General features: G+C 42.8%; 20 protein-coding genes. 12 read left to right on the top strand and 8 right to left on the bottom strand.

All coding sequences use genetic code 11. The features are described 5' to 3' along the window. Positions 1–5: 5 nt before the first annotated feature. The 3 genes from NST31_RS19495 to NST31_RS19505 all read right to left on the bottom strand — a co-directional run bounded on the left by NST31_RS19495 (position 6) and on the right by NST31_RS19505 (position 1991). Complete coding sequence (locus NST31_RS19495; protein ID WP_077110501.1) at positions 6–281, bottom strand: YqhV family protein; 276 nt, start codon at positions 279–281, stop codon at positions 6–8. 433 nt (positions 282–714) lie between these two features. After that, complete coding sequence (locus NST31_RS19500; RefSeq protein ID WP_077110505.1) at positions 715–1563, bottom strand: MBL fold metallo-hydrolase; 849 nt, start codon at positions 1561–1563, stop codon at positions 715–717. A 41-nt stretch (positions 1564–1604) separates the two neighbouring features. After that, complete coding sequence (locus tag NST31_RS19505; protein ID WP_077110507.1) at positions 1605–1991, bottom strand: DUF2512 family protein; 387 nt, start codon at positions 1989–1991, stop codon at positions 1605–1607. A gap of 175 nt (positions 1992–2166) precedes the next feature. On the opposite strand from NST31_RS19505, the gene NST31_RS19510 reads away from it, so the two are divergent. Continuing rightward, on the top strand, positions 2167–2340 hold the full coding sequence (locus NST31_RS19510) for a hypothetical protein (protein ID WP_171973845.1): 174 nt from the start codon (positions 2167–2169) through the stop codon (positions 2338–2340). A 60-nt stretch (positions 2341–2400) separates the two neighbouring features. On the opposite strand, the gene NST31_RS19515 is transcribed toward NST31_RS19510, so the two are convergent. After that, positions 2401–2496 (bottom strand): YjcZ family sporulation protein, encoded by a 96-nt coding sequence (locus NST31_RS19515; protein WP_077110509.1) that lies wholly within the window; start codon positions 2494–2496, stop codon positions 2401–2403. Between the two features lie 203 nt (positions 2497–2699). On the opposite strand from NST31_RS19515, the gene NST31_RS19520 reads away from it, so the two are divergent. Beyond that, complete coding sequence (locus tag NST31_RS19520) at positions 2700–3200, top strand: spore coat protein (protein WP_077110511.1); 501 nt, start codon at positions 2700–2702, stop codon at positions 3198–3200. Between the two features lie 303 nt (positions 3201–3503). Further along, a complete protein-coding gene (locus NST31_RS19525; protein ID WP_077110712.1) occupies positions 3504–4304 on the top strand; it encodes an ABC transporter ATP-binding protein in 801 nt (266 codons plus the stop codon). Positions 4305–4381: 77 nt separating this feature from the next. On the opposite strand, the gene NST31_RS19530 is transcribed toward NST31_RS19525, so the two are convergent. Both NST31_RS19530 and NST31_RS19535 read right to left on the bottom strand, forming a co-directional pair. Then, positions 4382–4999 carry a DUF1054 domain-containing protein gene (locus tag NST31_RS19530; protein ID WP_077110513.1) on the bottom strand — a complete coding sequence of 206 codons (618 nt, stop codon included), beginning with the start codon at positions 4997–4999 and terminating at the stop codon, positions 4382–4384. 569 nt (positions 5000–5568) lie between these two features. After that, on the bottom strand, positions 5569–5976 hold the full coding sequence (locus tag NST31_RS19535; protein WP_077110516.1) for a hypothetical protein: 408 nt from the start codon (positions 5974–5976) through the stop codon (positions 5569–5571). A 276-nt stretch (positions 5977–6252) separates the two neighbouring features. Here NST31_RS19535 and ruvA point away from each other — a divergent pair, with 276 nt between their 5' ends. Genes ruvA through yajC form a run of 6 tightly spaced genes read left to right on the top strand, consistent with a single transcriptional unit; the run spans position 6253 to position 10593 of the window. Beyond that, entirely contained in the window at positions 6253–6873 is a 621-nt protein-coding gene (gene ruvA, locus NST31_RS19540; protein WP_077110518.1) for a Holliday junction branch migration protein RuvA, read from the top strand. A 22-nt stretch (positions 6874–6895) separates the two neighbouring features. Beyond that, positions 6896–7897 (top strand): Holliday junction branch migration DNA helicase RuvB, encoded by a 1002-nt coding sequence (gene ruvB / locus NST31_RS19545; protein ID WP_077110520.1) that lies wholly within the window; start codon positions 6896–6898, stop codon positions 7895–7897. Then, positions 7894–8100, top strand: a complete 207-nt coding sequence (locus NST31_RS19550) for a DUF2905 domain-containing protein (RefSeq protein ID WP_077110522.1) — start codon at positions 7894–7896, stop codon at positions 8098–8100. Before ruvB ends, NST31_RS19550 begins: the two co-directional genes overlap by 4 nt. Before the next feature lie 3 nt (positions 8101–8103). Then, on the top strand, positions 8104–9132 hold the full coding sequence (gene queA / locus NST31_RS19555; protein WP_077110524.1) for a tRNA preQ1(34) S-adenosylmethionine ribosyltransferase-isomerase QueA: 1029 nt from the start codon (positions 8104–8106) through the stop codon (positions 9130–9132). Between the two features lie 29 nt (positions 9133–9161). Continuing rightward, the gene (gene tgt, locus NST31_RS19560) at positions 9162–10301 is read left to right on the top strand and encodes a tRNA guanosine(34) transglycosylase Tgt (protein WP_339162766.1); all 1140 of its coding nucleotides are present in this window, start codon (positions 9162–9164) and stop codon (positions 10299–10301) included. Positions 10302–10332: 31 nt separating this feature from the next. Continuing rightward, on the top strand, positions 10333–10593 hold the full coding sequence (gene yajC / locus NST31_RS19565) for a preprotein translocase subunit YajC (RefSeq protein WP_339162768.1): 261 nt from the start codon (positions 10333–10335) through the stop codon (positions 10591–10593). Between the two features lie 67 nt (positions 10594–10660). Here yajC and NST31_RS19570 read toward each other — a convergent pair whose 3' ends face one another. Beyond that, entirely contained in the window at positions 10661–11053 is a 393-nt protein-coding gene (locus NST31_RS19570; protein WP_077110529.1) for a TIGR04086 family membrane protein, read from the bottom strand. 890 nt (positions 11054–11943) lie between these two features. Between NST31_RS19570 and NST31_RS19575 the strand changes: the two genes are divergently transcribed. Continuing rightward, positions 11944–12606: a DUF421 domain-containing protein gene (locus NST31_RS19575; RefSeq protein ID WP_339165623.1), complete on the top strand. Its 663-nt coding sequence runs from the start codon at positions 11944–11946 to the stop codon at positions 12604–12606. 445 nt (positions 12607–13051) lie between these two features. On the opposite strand, the gene spoVB is transcribed toward NST31_RS19575, so the two are convergent. Continuing rightward, positions 13052–14596 carry a stage V sporulation protein B gene (gene spoVB / locus NST31_RS19580; RefSeq protein WP_077110531.1) on the bottom strand — a complete coding sequence of 515 codons (1545 nt, stop codon included), beginning with the start codon at positions 14594–14596 and terminating at the stop codon, positions 13052–13054. Between the two features lie 117 nt (positions 14597–14713). On the opposite strand from spoVB, the gene NST31_RS19585 reads away from it, so the two are divergent. Together NST31_RS19585 and secDF are read left to right on the top strand one after the other, a co-directional pair. After that, entirely contained in the window at positions 14714–15028 is a 315-nt protein-coding gene (locus tag NST31_RS19585) for a post-transcriptional regulator (RefSeq protein ID WP_339162772.1), read from the top strand. A 91-nt stretch (positions 15029–15119) separates the two neighbouring features. Continuing rightward, on the top strand, positions 15120–17387 hold the full coding sequence (secDF, locus tag NST31_RS19590; protein ID WP_339162774.1) for a protein translocase subunit SecDF: 2268 nt from the start codon (positions 15120–15122) through the stop codon (positions 17385–17387). The last annotated feature ends 85 nt before the right edge of the window (positions 17388–17472 follow it).

The following is a 17472-nucleotide window of genomic DNA, read 5'->3' on the forward strand; positions in this document are numbered from 1 at the left end:
ATCCCCTAATTGCTCTTTACACCGTATAAAATACAGGCTACGCCGAGAAAAATCCAAATAAATTTACCAAAGGAAATTTTGTCGGCCAGTCCGAAAACACCAATTGTTGTGGTGATAATCAAAACCATGGGACCGATGAGTGCAAGGGAGCTGTTGATGATCAGCGCTTTTTCCACTTCATTGAAGCGAATCATCAAAAATGCCGCGAAAATTTCAATCCCACCAGATAATAGTCGTAAAAGCGCCATGCCGATAACAGCCTTTTCTAATAAAGTAATCATTTCTTGCCTCCTAAGCCGTTCTTTCTTCATTATATGAAGCAACTGATGCACATAAGTACAAGTTCCCCAAAAATGTAAGTCCCAAAAGGATATATCCTTGCAAAATGTTCATATCACTACGCTTAAAAGAAGAGGAGGATGTCCAAAAGCTCACCTTCTGCTTGGGGGGGCGTTCAACTTGCAAGCTTTCGCGTCCTAAGGGCAAACGGGCTGAGGCGGTATAATTGGGCGTCAGGCACCACTGCTGACCTGGCATGGGCAGAGCCAGAGTCGGTCGGTTTTTGTTATTCGGTTCATCGTCCCAGTCCGCCTATCTCTGATAAAATTTTCAGGAATCCAACCAATTTCATAAAAGAAGCTCCTCCTAAGGACTTATAAACAGATTTTTTCATCTGTCGACCTTTAAGAGGAGCAAATTGCCTGCCTAATGCTTTTAATTTATATATTTTCCATAGTCTGGTATGGCGATTTGATCAAACTGTTGTGCGAGTTTGTTCAGATTAAGGGTCAAAGCTTCCCCTTTCATTGGAAGGCCATGACCGGTGATGGCAACGGTTGGCTTTAATGCTTGTAATTTCTTTACCGAGTCCCATGAAGCCTGCCAATCGGGAGTCAAGTAACGCGGCGGGCCGCTTATTTCCTGTTCTTGGGTAAAGACCCTGTAAAGATATTCCTGTTTTACTGTCACAAAAGCATCGCCTGCAATCAGAGCCCGATCTTGATCCCGAAAAAGAGATATATGTCCGGGCGTATGGCCTGGGGTATGGACCCACCGGAATCCCGGGAGGTCAGGAATGCTGCCATCTTCAGGCAGGGCTTGTACTTTGTTTCCCAAATCAATGGGCTCAACCGGAAACATCGGAGACATTTTTGCAATCATTCCGCCTTCAACGGAGGCATCCGGCGCCGGATAACTTTTTTCCCCAACCAGATACGGCAGCTCCAATTCATGAGCATAGACAGGAACATCCTTCCAATGAGCTAATAAATCGACGATCGCCCCGACATGATCAAAATGACCGTGGGTTAGAATAATTCCTTTCGGCTTTCGTCCAGTACCAAATCGTTCCTCTGTAATGGAAATGATTTTGTCAGCCGAATGCGGCATGCCCGCATCAATGAGTACGAAGTCTGCTGTTTTCGGTTTTCCGACAAAGCAAATATTGACGATTTGAATCGTATGATAATAAATGTCAGGCAATATTTCAGCGCCTGTTCCACTGCCCAATGAAGTGGCGGGAATATACTTATAGTCTGTTCCATATGAATATTGGCCTTCCATGATGATGACTCCTTTCGACAATGCTTGAAAGTTACATGCGATCAATATTGTCTTACATCGTCAGCATCAGCTTTGTTTCTGAATTGTGTTCTTTCCAGCCATAGATGATAAAAGTATTCTCCGATGGCGAGAACGATGGAAACAAACAACGCCTCCCCAAAAGCTTCCCGGTAACCCAACAGGACGAGTCCTCCCCAAATGACGATAAGCGAGAGTACAAAATCCCCTAGAGTCGCTGTCATATTACCCATTTTAGGCAAGACCATCATGTCGCCTATATAATAAGACAAGAGCAATAGAACAATTCCCAGTAGGGTGGAATGGAAAAAAGTGACGTCATTAAACAGTGACAATATTATCCATACAACTGGAAAAACCATGATTGCCTTCCATAGTAAAGCTCTGCCATGATTGACATTTTCATTCATTGTTGTTACCTCCTTTTAGTTCTTTTCCCTTTTATACTTTGGTGTTTCATTTTTTTTATACCCGGAAAATAGGGGGAGCAACTTTTTTGGACAAATTTACTTGTGTGATTTTCATGTCCATTACAAAATATAAAGATGCTCCAAACAGAGCAATAACTGAAAGCGGGTGAAAAACATGCGTAACAATATTCAAGTTTTGCCCATTATCGCTTCGATCGGGATTGGGGCGGCCGCATACAGCATGATGACAGGACGCGGAGGACAATTGTCAAACATGATTCCCCAGTTGTCAAATGTGGGAGGACAAGGCGCAAGTAGCGGTCAGCAAAAGCAAAAAGCTGGTCAATAAATAGAAAAAGAACCCGGGTGTTGCATACATCCGGGTTCTACATACTTTTGGAAGAGGGAATTAGTACCCGTAGAAGGCACCAACAATAACCAAGAGGATAAATAACACAAGGATCAAGGCAAAGTTGCTGCCGTATCCTCCACCATAACCGCCCATCTCTACACCCCCTTTACTCGTTCTAAAATATATTACGTAGACATCTCTGCCAGTGTTTGGACAAACAGCCAAGTATTGTAAAAAATATACGGAAGGACCAAGTTCATCTTTGATCATCAAGCCTATTTTTCCGGTTTTGGCTAACTGATGCACAGATAGATGAATATGGTAACTTGCAGAGAAAGTAATGAGGAGGGGTTAGGGTGTCTTTAGATGAACGAAGAACACTAGCTTGGCACGAAACGCTGGAAATACATGAGCTTGTTGCCAGCCAAGCAAATGCATTGATGAGGCTGAAAATGAGCATGAAAAAAATAGCTGATGCCCAATTGAGAAGTATCTATCACAACGCGATTCAGAACATGGAAATCAATTTGCAGGAGTTAATCCAATTTTATCCTTCTGCGCCCGTTCCACATCAACGGGAAGATGATGCGGATCGAGAAACATCCGCATTATTTGCCGGGGAATTGCTCGGATTAAGCAAGGCGTTGGTGAGAAATTATGCATTGGCGATCACTGAAACCGCAACGCCTGTTTTAAGAAAAACGTTGACAAATCATTTGTTAAGAGCCATAAAGGGCCATGAAGAGATCTATCGTTATATGTATTCCAAGGGAATGTACCCTTCCTACGACTTAGAACGATTGTTAAAAAATGATCTTCAAAATGCGCAAAAGGCTTTATCAATGAGGTACGAATAAACGTTTTTTTGAACATTCATCGAAAGTGAAGCGGCTTTTTTACTTTAGGAAGTAAATGGAAGAAGTTGATACAACATGTTCAATTTCCAAGTATACGCGCGACCAAGGACGCCTGCCTTCAAGTTTTGGGCTTCCTTGGTTTTTGTTATTTTTGCAAGTAATCCCCCCATTTTGAGTAAAGGGTGCCGAAAAATTGTATAATGTACAATAACATATAATGGCAGATAATGAGGTCTTCCCACCAAATCAAGAAAACGAAAAAATATTTATTTTCATTAAGGTGAGGTTGGTATGATGAAAAAGATGAAAACAATGATCACATTTCAGGACGTAGAATGGAAGAGAAGTGGAAAAGATATTTTAACCGGAATTAATTGGACGGTTCATGCTGGCGAGCATTGGGGCATTTTAGGGCTGAATGGCTCGGGGAAAACATCTTTGCTTAATATCATTACAGGATACCAGTATCCTTCTTCCGGTAAAGTAACAGTGCTCGGAAACCGCTTTGGAGAAACAAGCTTGCCGGAGCTGCGAAAAGAAATTGGGTTTGTCAGCAGCTCACTTGGGCGCTTTTCCCATATATTGGAGCATGAAACGATTGAAGAGATTATTGTAAGCGGAAAATTTGCTTCTTTTGGGCTGTATGAAGAGGTTTTGCCAGATGATTGGGATAAGGCGGATAAGTTAATGGAGCAATTTCGTTTACAGTACTTGAAAGGAAAGCCATATAACCTCTTATCGGAAGGGGAGAGAAGAAGGGTATTGATTGCCAGGGCCTTAATGAATGACCCAAAAATGCTCATTTTGGACGAACCATGCTCCGGCCTGGATATTCAGTCAAGGGAAGGGCTTCTGTCTTTAACCCAGGAGATTATGGGGAATGAACGTCTTGTCATTTATGTTACCCATCATATAGAAGAGCTTGTCGAAGGGATTACCCATGTACTGCTTTTAAACAGCGGGAAAATCGTTGCCGCAGGGCCAAAGAAAGAAGTGATTTCGGATTCCTTATTATCTCAAACATTTGAAATCCCGGTACATGTCCGCTGGGAAGATGAAAGGCCATGGCTTTCTGTTAAAAAAACAGTGAAAAATCCAATGTAATGCCCTCTATTCAATAGACAACAATTACACACCGGAGTCCATATGAGCATAGGACTCCGGTTGTTGAATGTCCATATTTATTTGTACGCTAATCTATAGATCGGAATGAGTGTATCAAATGTATTTTTCACCATTTTGATCAATCCTTCTCCATCTTTTAGGAGCGGATCGCCTTTTAAAATGTGTTTTCCTATGAGAAATTCAGCTTTTTTCACATCGCGGAAACGTTTGAGCGCTTTTTCCAAGTCAATCTCATCCATGGACGCAGCTTCTTTTTTCATATGGTCCATGGAAATAACGAAATCCTTTGGGGTTTTTTGTTTGATGTCATCGATATGCTGTAAAAATGTTTGGGCGATTTCTTGTTTGTTCGGCAGCTCGTAAATAAAAGCGAGCCAGATAAAGACAAAATCATCGAATAGGCCCACTTGAAAATGAGGGTGCTTTTTGTACCCGCGCTTATTGGCTGCTATCGCCAACCAAGTATCTTTGGGTGGATTGACGGTTCTTCGAGCATGTTTGGCAATATGTAAAAACATTTCCGTTCCTAATTTTGCCGATAGATCATCTGTAAGTTCTTGTCCCAATGCTCGAAATTTGGGCCTGATCCGCTCCTCTATCGCTTCCATTCGCTCATCCAAACCTTCAACTTGAAAGGTTTCAAAGTCACTGTCTACAAAACCGGTAAAACGCATCAAAGACAAACTTCCTTTCATTTTTTATGTTTAGTGTACCAAATTTGCCGGACGATATGATATAGGTTGATTTGAAATAAATGATGGTTCCATTTGTGGACTCAGTATGTTCGTTGAAGTTTCGCTTTAGATTTGTGGATTGCAGCACATATTCATGTAGAAGGAAAATCTATCGAATTACGTTTGACATGTATGACAAGTGGGATAATACTAGGAATATTCTTCTGCGTTTTTCAGGATAATCCTGAAACCATTTCCCCGCAAAACTCCCGCTATGCGCTTGTATTGTTCTTGAAAAAGATGCCAAAGCGGATGCGACTTCATTTACAAGGCGAAACCTATAAAGAGGCCATTCGCAAAACCTGGGGGACCTATATTTTTTCCGACCTCTGAAGAGCGGCTACAAATGGCTTCCATTTCAACCCAGTTTGTGAATAGTTAGGATTGTGAAATTCCTGCCTGTACAACCTAAAAGGGTGGCTCCAGTTATTAACAAAGGGCTCGATAGGGAATCCAATTTAAAAACCATAAAAACAAGGTTTGGAGCTGCTGCCAAACCTTGATCAGGCCTATCGGCCGCGCTTTTCAAACGGGTCCGTTTCTTCCTCATATTCTTTTCTCATCTCTTGGATTTGGCTGTCGTCCTTGTTTTTTTCAATTGGCTTTCCCGGAAGGCGGCGATCCCGGCTTTTTTGATGATCTGGTTGGAAGCTGGCTGCGGCTTGTCCATTGTCCACTTGTATCTTAGCGGTTTTAATCGGCCTCTTTTCTGTTGTTAGCATAACCGTTCTTCCCATATCGTGATCAACATCGACTAAAACGAATAGTCTTCTCGATTTGAATTCCCGGTAGTAGTGGTCCACTTCATCTTTTGTCCATCCCGATTCGTATAAATGTTTTTTCCGAAAGTCGTGTAAGCGGTTAATTCCGGTACTCTCCCTTACCTCCTTTGCTTTTTTATCATCCATCGTGATCATGTGGATATCGTCCTTCCCAATGCCGTTATGCATCAAGGACTGGATTTGTTGAACAGCTTCAAAACTGGAGACAAAGATACCCGCGACATTTTTTTTTCATGTATAATGGCCTCCTTTGATGAGTGATCAACCACAATGGGGATTGAATACTTTTTACCCTCTGCTTTTATGATTAAACCGCCGAGGATGAAATATTAGAACGTATGTTGTTTTTTTATAAAAGAAAAGAGATTTATATGTTACAATGATGGGTAGCATGAAAGAGGAGAGAATCGCTTGTACGCATATATTAAAGGAACAGTAGAGCTCGTTGGGCCGGAATATATAGTTGTAGAATGTAATGGAATCGGGTATCAAATATTAACACCGAATCCGTTCGTTTTCTCGGGTAAAAAGGGTAAAGAATTGACCATTTATACATATCAACATGTTCGCGAAGATTTAATCGCACTGTACGGTTTTGAAACACAATTGGAAAAGAAAATGTTTAAAAAGCTGATCAGCGTATCGGGGATCGGTCCTAAAGGGGCGATGGCCATTTTGGCTTTCGGAGAGCCCGAACAAGTCGTCCGTGCGATCGAAAATGAGGATGAGAAATTTTTGACGAAATTTCCCGGTGTCGGCAAAAAGACCGCCAGGCAAATGATTTTGGATTTAAAAGGAAAACTGGAAGACATCTTGCCGGAATCATTGGAAGCAGAGCCCGGACCGGTGAAAAAAAAGACGATAGCAGCGGAACAAGCTTATGGCGAAGAATTGGAAGAAGCGCTGCTGGCCTTGGCGGCCTTGGGATATTCGGAACGGGAATTGAGAAAAATCAGCACGCAACTCGGGAAAGAAAAAATGACTACCGATCAATACATTAAACGCGCACTGCAAATGCTCATGAAACAGTGAACCGGAAAGGAGCAAATGAGAGATGGAGGAGAGAGTGCTTTCCAGTGAAGCGATGGATCATGATATTTCTTTTGAGCAAAGTCTCCGACCACAAATGCTTTCCCAATATATCGGCCAAGACAAATTAAAGAATAATTTGGAAGTATTTATAAAAGCGGCTAAAATGAGAAAGGAAACGCTTGACCATGTATTGTTGTACGGCCCTCCGGGATTGGGAAAAACGACACTCGCAACCGTTATTGCAAACGAAATGGGTGTGGATATCAGAATGACTTCCGGACCGGCGATTGAACGTCCGGGAGACCTTGCGGCGATCCTGACCTCACTTGATCCTGGTGAAGTATTGTTTATTGATGAGATTCATCGTCTCCCTAGGGCGATAGAAGAAGTGTTATACCCCGCGATGGAAGATTATTGCCTCGATATCGTCATAGGAAAAGGCCCGGAAGCACGTTCCGTACGCCTCGATTTACCTCCATTTACACTTGTCGGTGCGACAACAAGGGCAGGGGCTGTATCCGCTCCATTGCGTGACCGGTTTGGCGTTTTATGCCGATTGGAATATTATACAATTGAGCAACTAACAGCTATTGTTATAAGAACTGCCGAAATTCTCGATACTGATATTGATGGGGATGGGGCTGTTGAGATTGCCAAGAGATCGAGGGGAACACCGAGGATTGCCAACCGCCTTCTTCGCAGGGTGCGTGATTTTGCGCAAGTCCGATCTAATGGTGTGATCACGTTTGCGTTGGCGGATGAAGCCCTAGAGCTTTTGCAGGTCGACAAATTGGGACTCGATCAAATTGATCATAAATTATTAAGAGGAATCATTGAAAAGTTCAGGGGAGGCCCCGTAGGCATTGATACGATTGCGGCCAGCATTGGAGAAGAGCCGACTACGATAGAAGATGTGTACGAGCCATATTTGCTTCAAATCGGTTTCTTACAAAGAACCCCGCGAGGGCGAATGGTGACCCATCAAGTATATGAACATTTTCAAATGGAGGTGCCTTGCGAGTGAGCGGGATGGCAAAGCTGTTAATGATTGCGGGGGCTAGCATTTTTATCATTGGCTTCCTGATCCAGTTTTTAAAGCTTGGCAAACTTCCAGGTGATATCGTCATTAAAAAGGGCAATACAACATTTTTTTTCCCATTAATGACCTCTATCATTATCAGCATTCTGTTATCTGCTATTTTTTATGTGATGGGGAGGCTTAAATAAGTTTTGAAGATTGATGAATTTGATTTTGAACTGCCCGAACGATTAATCGCCCAGGTTCCTCTGCAAAACAGGGATGAGAGCCGATTGATGGTGTTAAACAGGCAGACGGGAGAAGTGACGCATGATGCGTTTCGGCATATAACTGCCTATTTACAAAAAGGCGACTGCCTAGTTTTAAATGACACGAAAGTGCTCCCAGCAAGGCTTATGGGAGAAAAAACGGATACACGGGCGAATGTGGAAATTCTTTTATTAAAGCAGGTGGAAGGCGATTGCTGGGAAACGCTTGTCAAGCCTGCAAAGCGAGTGAAGATTGGCACTGAGATTGCCTTTGGCGGCGGGAAGTTAAAGGCCGTCTGTACGGGTATCCAGGATCACGGTGGGCGGTTGTTTGAATTCATTTATGAAGGAATTTTTTACGAGATATTGGATGAATTGGGTAAAATGCCTCTTCCGCCTTATATAAAAGAACAGTTGGATGATCAAAGCAGATACCAAACCGTGTATGCTCGTGAACAGGGTTCTGCGGCCGCCCCTACTGCGGGGCTCCATTTTACCGAAGAAATGTTGGAGGCCATCAAGGCGCTCGGCGTTCATGTTGTGTTTATTACGTTGCATGTCGGGCTCGGAACGTTTCGTCCCGTGAAAGTGGAGGATATTGAAAAGCATGATATGCACGCGGAATTTTATCGCATGAGCGAAGATGCGGCCGCCACTTTAAATCGTGTTCGAACAGAAGGGGGCAGAATTATCTCTGTTGGGACAACTTCTACACGAACGCTTGAAACGATTGCCGGGCAGAACGAGGGCCGTTTTGTGCCCGGGAGCGGTTGGACCGATATCTTTATTTATCCGGGGTACCACTTTCAGGCGGTTGATGGCATCATTACGAATTTTCATCTGCCCAAATCAACATTGATCATGCTGGTAAGCGCATTTGCCGGACGTGAGTCGGTGTTACGAGCTTACCGTTGCGCAGTTAAAGAAAAATACCGCTTTTTCAGTTTCGGCGATGCGATGCTGTTGATATAAATTCCATCATTAGAAAGGAGCAAGATTTTTTGCCTGCGATTACGTATGAATTAATAAAGACTTGCAAACAGACAGGCGCTCGACTCGGAAGGATACATACACCCCGCGGCTCATATGAAACACCCATGTTTATGCCGGTCGGAACGCTGGCGACGGTCAAAACAATGAGTCCGGAAGAACTGAAGGAAATGGGGGCCGGAATCATTCTGAGCAATACGTACCACCTTTGGCTGCGGCCGGGGCATGATATTGTGAAAGAAGCCGACGGTCTTCATCGGTTTATGAATTGGGATCAAGCGATCTTGACCGACTCGGGCGGATTTCAAGTTTTTAGCTTAAGCGAATTTAGAAAAATTGAAGAAGAAGGCGTGCATTTTCGGAATCATTTAAACGGCGACAGGCTGTTTCTTTCTCCGGAGAAGGCGATGGAAATTCAAAATGCGCTTGGATCAGATATTATGATGGCCTTTGATGAATGTCCTCCGTATCCGGCTACATATGAGTATATTCATAAATCGGTGGAGCGCACCTCTCGTTGGGCGGAAAGATGCCTAAATGCTCATAGGCGTCCAGAAGATCAGGGTTTGTTTGGCATCGTTCAAGGGGGAGAATTTGAAGACTTGCGAAAAATGAGTGCAAGGGATTTAGTATCCCTCGATTTTCCGGGATACGCGATAGGAGGTCTGTCTGTCGGGGAACCGAAGGATGTGATGAACCGGGTATTGGAGTTTACGACACCCCTTTTGCCGGATAATAAACCGCGCTATCTAATGGGAGTGGGCTCGCCTGATTCTCTCGTTGATGGAGCCATCAGGGGAATCGACATGTTTGACTGTGTGCTTCCGACGCGGATTGCGAGGAACGGTACCGTCATGACGAGTACTGGACGGCTTGTCATTAAAAATGCTGTCCATGCACGGGATTTTGGGCCTCTCGACCCCGATTGCGACTGCTATACATGCCGAAATTATTCGCGGGCTTACATCAGGCATTTAATAAAGTGCAATGAAACTTTCGGAATTAGGCTTACGACTTACCATAATCTCTATTTTCTGTTAAAATTGATGAAGCAAGTCAGAGATGCGATTCAAGATGACCGTCTCGGTGACTTCAAAGAAGATTTTTTTGAGCGTTACGGATTCAACCGTCCGGACGCAAAAAATTTCTAATATTGATGATAAAACGAAAGGGGGAAGATAAATGCAAACGCTCGTAAATGTATCACCGTTTATTTTGATGTTCGTTCTTTTTTATTTTTTGCTGATCAGACCGAACCAAAAACGGCAAAAAGCGATCCAAACAATGCAAACTAACCTGAAAAAAGGGGACAAAGTGATCACTATTGGCGGCCTTCATGGAACGATTGATGGAATCGATGAAGGAAAAGTCGTGATTTTATGCGGCGACGGAAGCCGGCTTACATATGATCGCAATGCTATCCGGGAAGTTGTGGATGCATAGAAGTCTAAAAAAAGAAGCGTGTCGGTGCACATAGACCATGCTTCTTTTTTTATGGCGCTATTTTGTTTCAATAATCCTGATGAGAACCTCCCATGAGATTGACGCCCAAAACGCCTCCCATCATGGCGGTCAATGTATAGCAAGTAAAATAAACAAGTTGTTCCAAAGAAAATATCGAGCCGTGTCCCAAATATTGGTATAAGAAAATGATGAGGCTGTACAAAAGGCCTGTTGCTCCTCCTAAAACCCACCCTTTATGCTTACCTTTGCCCCCGCAAATAAACCCTCCCGCAAACACACTAAAAAAAGAAATAATCGTTACCAACAATTTAATGGATTTTTCTTGGGTATCTGTAAAAGTTAAAATGAGAGAAAAAATCAAACTGAAAATAACAGCAAGCAAGAAGATCGTAAAGACCCCGTATATAACGGAAACGCCAAACTTTTTAATGTCGATCATTTCTCACTCCTTTCCTTTAAGCATGGGGAAATGACGCCTGTCCCTTTTTACAACATATTCAAGAAATGGTTTTTTAGAATGTTTTCCTGCATGTTGTCCCGCATTAACTGTCTGTAAGATCCCCATTATGAGAAATCACTGTAAGATGGAAATATCAAATAGGGGATCAACATCCAGTAAATGCCCGATTGGCTTAACTAACAATCATCGGCTAAAAGCATGCGCTGATTGAAGTTTCGCTATATCCCGCATTAACTGTCTGTAAGATCCCCATTATGAGAAATCACTGTAAGATGGAAATATCAAATAGGGGATCAACATCCAGTAAATGCCCGATTGGCTTAACTAACAATCATCGGCTAAAAGCCACCGCTGATTGAAGTTTCGCTATATCCCGCATTAACTGTCTGTAAGATCCCCATTATGAGAAATCACTGTAAGATGGAAATTTCAAATAGTGGATCAACATCCAGTAAATGCCCGATTGGCTTAACTAACAATCATCGGCTAAAAGCATGCGCTGATTGAAGTTTCGCTATATCCCGCATTAACTGTCTGTAAGATCCCCATTATGAGAAATCACTGTAAGATGGAAATATCAAATAGGGGTTCAACATCCAGTAAATGCCCGATTGGCTTAACTAACAATCATCGGCTAAAAGCCACCGCTGATTGAAGTTTCGCTATATCCCGCATTAACTGTCTGTAAGATCCCCATTATGGGAAATCACTGTAAGATGAAATATCAAATAGGGGATCAACATCCAGTAAACGCCCGATTGGCTTAACTAACAATCATCGGCTAAAAGCATGCGCTGATTGAAAGTTCCCTTTAATCCCCCCGTTGTTCAAATGATTCAAATAAGGTTTAAAAGGAGCGATAAAACTTGATGGACATTGCAGTTATTATCATGCGAACGATCATCTTGTACGGTCTCATTCTTGTCATTTTCCGCTTAATGGGCAAAAGGGAAATTGGGGAATTAAGTGTACTTGATTTGGTCGTTTTTATCATGATGGGTGAAATGGCCGTTATCGCGATTGAGCAACATGATGATCCCATTATGCATACGATTGTCCCTATGATCGTGTTGCTGCTCATCCAAATCGGTATGGCATATGGATCATTAAAAAGCCAAAAGTTTCGAAATTTGATTGATGGAAAGCCGTCCATCATTATTCAACACGGTAAAATTGACGAAAGAGAGATGAGAAAGCACCGCTATAACTTTGATGACCTACTCATGCAGCTTCGTTTAAAGGATATTCGTAACATCGAGGATGTGGAGTTTGCCATTTTAGAGACATCAGGGGAATTATCGGTATTTAAGAAAGGAAACAAGCAAAAGAAAAAGCATGGTTCATTTACCATTCCGCTGATCGTAGAAGGAAAAGTACAGCAGCAAGGACTACAAGAAACGAAGCAAACTGAACAATGGCTCAAAAGGGAATTAAGGAAAAGGGGACATGAAAACATCGAAGACATTCTTTTTTGCAGTTATCAAGATGGTCAATTTTTTGTAGATTATTTTGACGAAAAAAATAATAAATAATTCTATTTTGCTTTAACAGGAAGGGAATCACCATTTCAATAGTTTGAGGGAAGACGGGTATGGCCAGTGGAGAACAGTTAACAATTAGTAGGAGCATGCCTACTGATTGAAGTTCCCCTTTGTTACGGGGTATAACTTCCATCTCAATGAAGGTAGGTGGGAGCAATTGGCCATAAAGTCTAGATTGGTTTGAGTTGACAGGAAAAGAAAAACTTTGGTAGCGATACATCCCATGTGTTTCAAGGATGGCGCGACGTATGGTTGTATGAGTGCAAGCTGCTCCCAAGAGAAGGAAAGCTTTCCATAGCATCATCATCGTGCGTAGAAAAAGCGCAGGCTTCAAGGCCTCCGCTTCTGAGCTTGCCAACAGGGCGTTTGCCTTTGTCCTGTTGCTCTTCAATGGCATAACCCGCGTCTTTCAGTCCTAATCTCCACTGATGGCACTTTATTTGAAGATCGCTCCGATGATCGGAATCTTTTGCATATCGCTTTTTGTCGCCAGCTTTAAAAAAAATAATAGGGCGCAGTAGATGAGCGATGTCATGCTGATGCCGATACAAAGCTTTAACATCATGGGCTCGATTGTTAACAACTCATAACAAATTTTTCCGCTCCATCCTGATAAAATTGCTGCTAACAAAAACTTGAAATAATCATTTATATAAACTGTAAATTGGACTTTTTTCAGAGCTGTCGCGTAATGGAGGATCGTTACCAACACGGTTCCCGCGGCTATTCCCAACGCTGCCCCGTTAATGCCGAATTCCGGCCTTGTAGCTAAAACATAGATGACGGCGAGCTTGACGACGGCGCCGATCATACTATTGATCATGGCGGCTCTTGCCAAATCAAGTGCCTGCAAAATGGCTTGTAATGGTCCTTGATAATATTGAAAAATGAAGAAAGGAGCCATTAATTTAATAAAATAAGCTCCAGTGACAGACCCGTAAATCGTGGCCATTAATGGTTCGGCAAACGTAAATAACACAACTACAGACAATCCTCCGGTCAAAAGCGCAAAGCGCAATGCCTGCTGAAGTCGGTGTTCTACCAGTTTATAATTTCGTATAATATTCGCCTCACTGATGGCGGGGACCAGTGAAGTAGCCAAAGCAAAAGTGATAAAAGAGGGAAGTGTAAGCAAAGGAAGGGCATAACCTGTCAACAGACCGTATTGTTTTGTTGCCACTCCCGCCGCAATGCCGGCAATCAGCAAGCTTTGGGAAACAACAATCGGCTCAAAAAACCAGGATAACGAACCGATCATCCGGCTTCCGGTCGTCGGAATGGCGACACCCATCAGCTCGGATAATGTTTTTCTTCCGGCTTTTAGCCCTTCTAGAAAGTTTCGTCGCACCGGGAACTTCTTTTTTACTTTAAAGACGGTAAATAAATAACAAAGAGAAATCAATTCACCAATTACCGAAGCAACCATTGCCGCTGCGGCGGCATATTCGACGCCATGTGGAAGAAATGCTTTTGTCATTACTGCTATTAACGTAATTCTAGTAAGCTGTTCAATTACTTGGGAGACGGCAGAAGGCTTCATATTTTGTTTTCCCTGAAAATAGCCCCTGATGACCGAAGAAATGGCGATGATCGGAATGATAGGGGTAATGGCGACAAGCGGATAGTAAATTCTTTGGTCAGTGAATAACGTTTCTGACAACTGTGGAGCCAGCAAGATCAGGGCCGGAGTAAAAATAAGCGATAATGTTCCGGTCACTGACAGGGAAACGACAAGAATGTTTTTAATTTTTCTCTGATCTCCGCGCGCATCCGCCTCGGCAACCGCTTTTGAAATCGCTACCGGGAGCCCGAGCTGGGTAATGGTAATGACGAGTACAAGTGTGGGGTAAGCCATCATGTACAGGCCGACACCCTCTTCTCCGATCAGCCGCGCGATGACAATTCTATTAATAAAGCCTAGGAGCCTTGTAATCAACCCGGCAGCCATTAATATCATCGTACCCTTTAAAAACTTTGACATTTGTTTCCCTGCCTTCTCAAAAATGGTCAATTGGATTACAATAAAGTATATGCAAGATATGGGACAAAGCATGACAAGTTCTCGTCTTATCGCCTTGCAAAGAAAGGTGGCCAAAGAATGTCCAAAGATAAACATATATACGATGATTATTTCCATATATTAAGCCCGGCTTTGTCGAGTAAAGCGGAGGAATTTGAAATCCTCGGTTATGACAGGGTCAGTGAAGAAGATATTTGGCATTTTCTCAAACAAAAAAGATGGAAAAATCCAAAGGAAGGGATACGTATATACGAGCTTTTCTCCGATATCATGTCGGTAAAGCCGGGCGACTATATGAATTATGCAACTGTAGAAGCCTTTCGATCTCCTGATCTTCTGAAAGATTTGGACAACGAGGATTTGCAACAATTACTTGGAGACAAAGAGTCTTAATTGACAGTTGATTTTTCTTGATTCATAATTTAATTTGGAAGTTTTTTCATTTCTTGAAGGTTTTTATTCCCGAGGGAGGACTTATATTTAAATGGTAAAAAGAAGCAGGATTCTCGCCTTTTTTCTAATCATCATTTGCTTGGCGGGTGTTACCGGATCAACTACAAACAATATCATCAATGACATTAAGCTTGGCCTCGATCTCCAAGGCGGATTTGAAGTTCTATATGAAGTGGAACCTGCCAAAGAAGGCCAAAAAATTACCCGTGAAACGCTTGTCCATACTACGGATGCGTTGAATCGGCGTGTTAACGTGCTTGGGGTAAGCGAACCAAATATACAAATTGAGGGAAATGACCGTATCAGGGTTCAACTGGCAGGTGTGGAAGACCAAAATCAGGCGCGGGAAATTCTTGGCACCCAGGCTACTCTCACATTTCGTGATGTAAATGACAATGTGATGCTGGATGGGGCGGATCTTGTTGAAGGAGCCGCCAAGATGAGCTTTTCTCCTGATTCAAACCAGCCGATCGTTCTTGTGCAATTAAAAGATAAAAAGAAATTTAAAGAAGTCACCGAAAAAATCTTGAGCATGGCGCCGAACAACCAGCTTGCGATTTGGATGGACTTTGAAGAAGGCGTCGACTCTTATAAAGAGGCGTCCACAAATGGCAATCAGAAACTGTTGTCTGCCCCAAACGTCAACCAGGTGTTCAATCAGACGGATGTTTCGATTGAAGGAAGCTTTACAAAAGAAGAAGCTGAAAATCTTGCCAACTTGTTGAATGCAGGAGCTCTCCCTGTCAAATTAAATGAGGTGTATTCAACATCGGTAGGAGCCCAATTTGGTGAACAGGCAATGGATAAGACGGTTACCGCCGGCCTGATCGGGATTGCGATCATTTTCCTGTTCATGATATTTTATTACCGTTTTCCGGGTGTCATCGCGACGATTACGTTATCAATTTATATATATTTGATTTTACTTGTATTCTCATTAATGAACGGAGTGCTGACTCTTCCGGGAATCGCGGCATTAATTCTCGGAGTCGGAATGGCGGTGGATGCCAATATTTTGACGTATGAGCGATTGAAAGAAGAGATCAAACTGGGACGTTCACTTCGTTCCGCTTTTAAGGCAGGCAACAAACAGTCTTTTGTCGCCATTTTGGACGCAAATATAACGACCTTGTTGGCGGGAGCTGTACTCTTTTACTTTGGGAATAGCTCGGTAAAAGGATTTGCAACGATGCTTATTTTGAGCATCGTGATGAGTTTTCTGACGGCAGTTTATGGTTCCAGGCTTTTGCTTGGCCTTTGGGTTAACAGCAAATTTCTCAACAAAAAACCGGGCTGGTTTGGCGTAAAAAAATCAGAGATCCACGATTTGGCGGAAAACCTCACGGCATATGACTTAAAAACACCGTTTGACTTTTTTGATTTTGTTCAAAACAGAAAGAAATTTTACGGAGTGTCCATCGTATTGTTATTGGCGGGCGCGATCGTTCTCGGGATATTTAAATTGAACCTGGGAATTGATTTTTCAAGCGGAACCCGGATAGAATTTAATGCGGGCAAACCGCTAACGACGGAAGAAGTGAAGTCGGAATTGGCTTCTGCGGGTATTGAAACAGATGATATCGTCCTGTCGGGCGCCGATCAGGAAATAGGTGTTGCCCGCTATAAAGGTGTCATGACAAATGAAGAAATAGCCCAATTGAAAGATCACTTCAGTGATAAATACGGTTCCGAGCCAAATGTAAGTACCGTTTCTCCGACAGTTGGCAAGGAATTGGCCAAAAATGCGTTATTTGCCCTTGCGATTGCGGCCGTTGGCATCATTATTTATGTATCGCTCCGATTTGAGTTTTCGATGGGGTTGTCGGCAGTCCTTGGACTGGTCCACGATGCTTTTTTCATCATTGCGTTTTTCAGCTTGACGAGGTTTGAAGTGGATATTACTTTCATTGCCGCCGTCTTGACCATTGTAGGTTATTCGATCAATGATACGATTGTCACATTTGACCGGATCAGGGAAAATATGCGGGCGAAAAAACGACTCCGGACTGAGGAAGATATCGCGGAGGTCGTCAACACCGGACTCCGGCAAACATTAACGCGTTCGATCAACACTGTTTTAACGGTTATTGTGGCAGTTGTCGCGCTGCTTATTTTTGGTAGTGAATCCATCAGGGGCTTTTCACTCGCATTGCTGGTGGGACTGATTGCAGGAACCTATTCATCCATTTTTATCTCTGCACAGCTTTGGTATGACTTGAAAGTAAAAGAGTTAAAGAAAAAAGGACCGATCGTTACGGTAAAAGAAAAAAAGAAATGGTCGGATGAACCGCAAGTTTAATGTTTACTCGAAAAAAGCCGCTCATTGCGGCTTTTTTCGTTTAAAAGGGCAGAATAGTATGAGCAGGGTAAAAAAGGAGAATTGT

Origin of the sequence: Siminovitchia sp. FSL W7-1587, from assembly GCF_037963795.1 — a bacterium.
Classification (GTDB): Bacteria; Bacillota; Bacilli; order Bacillales; family Bacillaceae_C; genus Siminovitchia; species Siminovitchia thermophila.

Excerpts from the sequence above, each read along its gene's own strand:
- NST31_RS19495 (WP_077110501.1), bottom strand. The coding sequence starts at position 281 with ATGATTACTTTATTAGAAAAGGCTGTTATCGGCATGGCGCTTTTACGA.
- NST31_RS19500 (WP_077110505.1), bottom strand. The coding sequence starts at position 1,563 with ATGGAAGGCCAATATTCATATGGAACAGACTATAAGTATATTCCCGCC.
- NST31_RS19505 (WP_077110507.1), bottom strand. The coding sequence starts at position 1,991 with ATGAATGAAAATGTCAATCATGGCAGAGCTTTACTATGGAAGGCAATC.
- NST31_RS19510 (WP_171973845.1), top strand. The coding sequence starts at position 2,167 with ATGCGTAACAATATTCAAGTTTTGCCCATTATCGCTTCGATCGGGATT.
- NST31_RS19515 (WP_077110509.1), bottom strand. The coding sequence starts at position 2,496 with ATGGGCGGTTATGGTGGAGGATACGGCAGCAACTTTGCCTTGATCCTT.
- NST31_RS19525 (WP_077110712.1), top strand. The coding sequence starts at position 3,504 with ATGAAAACAATGATCACATTTCAGGACGTAGAATGGAAGAGAAGTGGA.
- NST31_RS19530 (WP_077110513.1), bottom strand. The coding sequence starts at position 4,999 with ATGCGTTTTACCGGTTTTGTAGACAGTGACTTTGAAACCTTTCAAGTT.
- NST31_RS19535 (WP_077110516.1), bottom strand. The coding sequence starts at position 5,976 with ATGATCACGATGGATGATAAAAAAGCAAAGGAGGTAAGGGAGAGTACC.
- ruvB (WP_077110520.1), top strand. The coding sequence starts at position 6,896 with ATGGAGGAGAGAGTGCTTTCCAGTGAAGCGATGGATCATGATATTTCT.
- yajC (WP_339162768.1), top strand. The coding sequence starts at position 10,333 with ATGCAAACGCTCGTAAATGTATCACCGTTTATTTTGATGTTCGTTCTT.
- NST31_RS19570 (WP_077110529.1), bottom strand. The coding sequence starts at position 11,053 with ATGATCGACATTAAAAAGTTTGGCGTTTCCGTTATATACGGGGTCTTT.
- NST31_RS19575 (WP_339165623.1), top strand. The coding sequence starts at position 11,944 with ATGGACATTGCAGTTATTATCATGCGAACGATCATCTTGTACGGTCTC.
- spoVB (WP_077110531.1), bottom strand. The coding sequence starts at position 14,596 with ATGTCAAAGTTTTTAAAGGGTACGATGATATTAATGGCTGCCGGGTTG.
- NST31_RS19585 (WP_339162772.1), top strand. The coding sequence starts at position 14,714 with ATGTCCAAAGATAAACATATATACGATGATTATTTCCATATATTAAGC.
- secDF (WP_339162774.1), top strand. The coding sequence starts at position 15,120 with ATGGTAAAAAGAAGCAGGATTCTCGCCTTTTTTCTAATCATCATTTGC.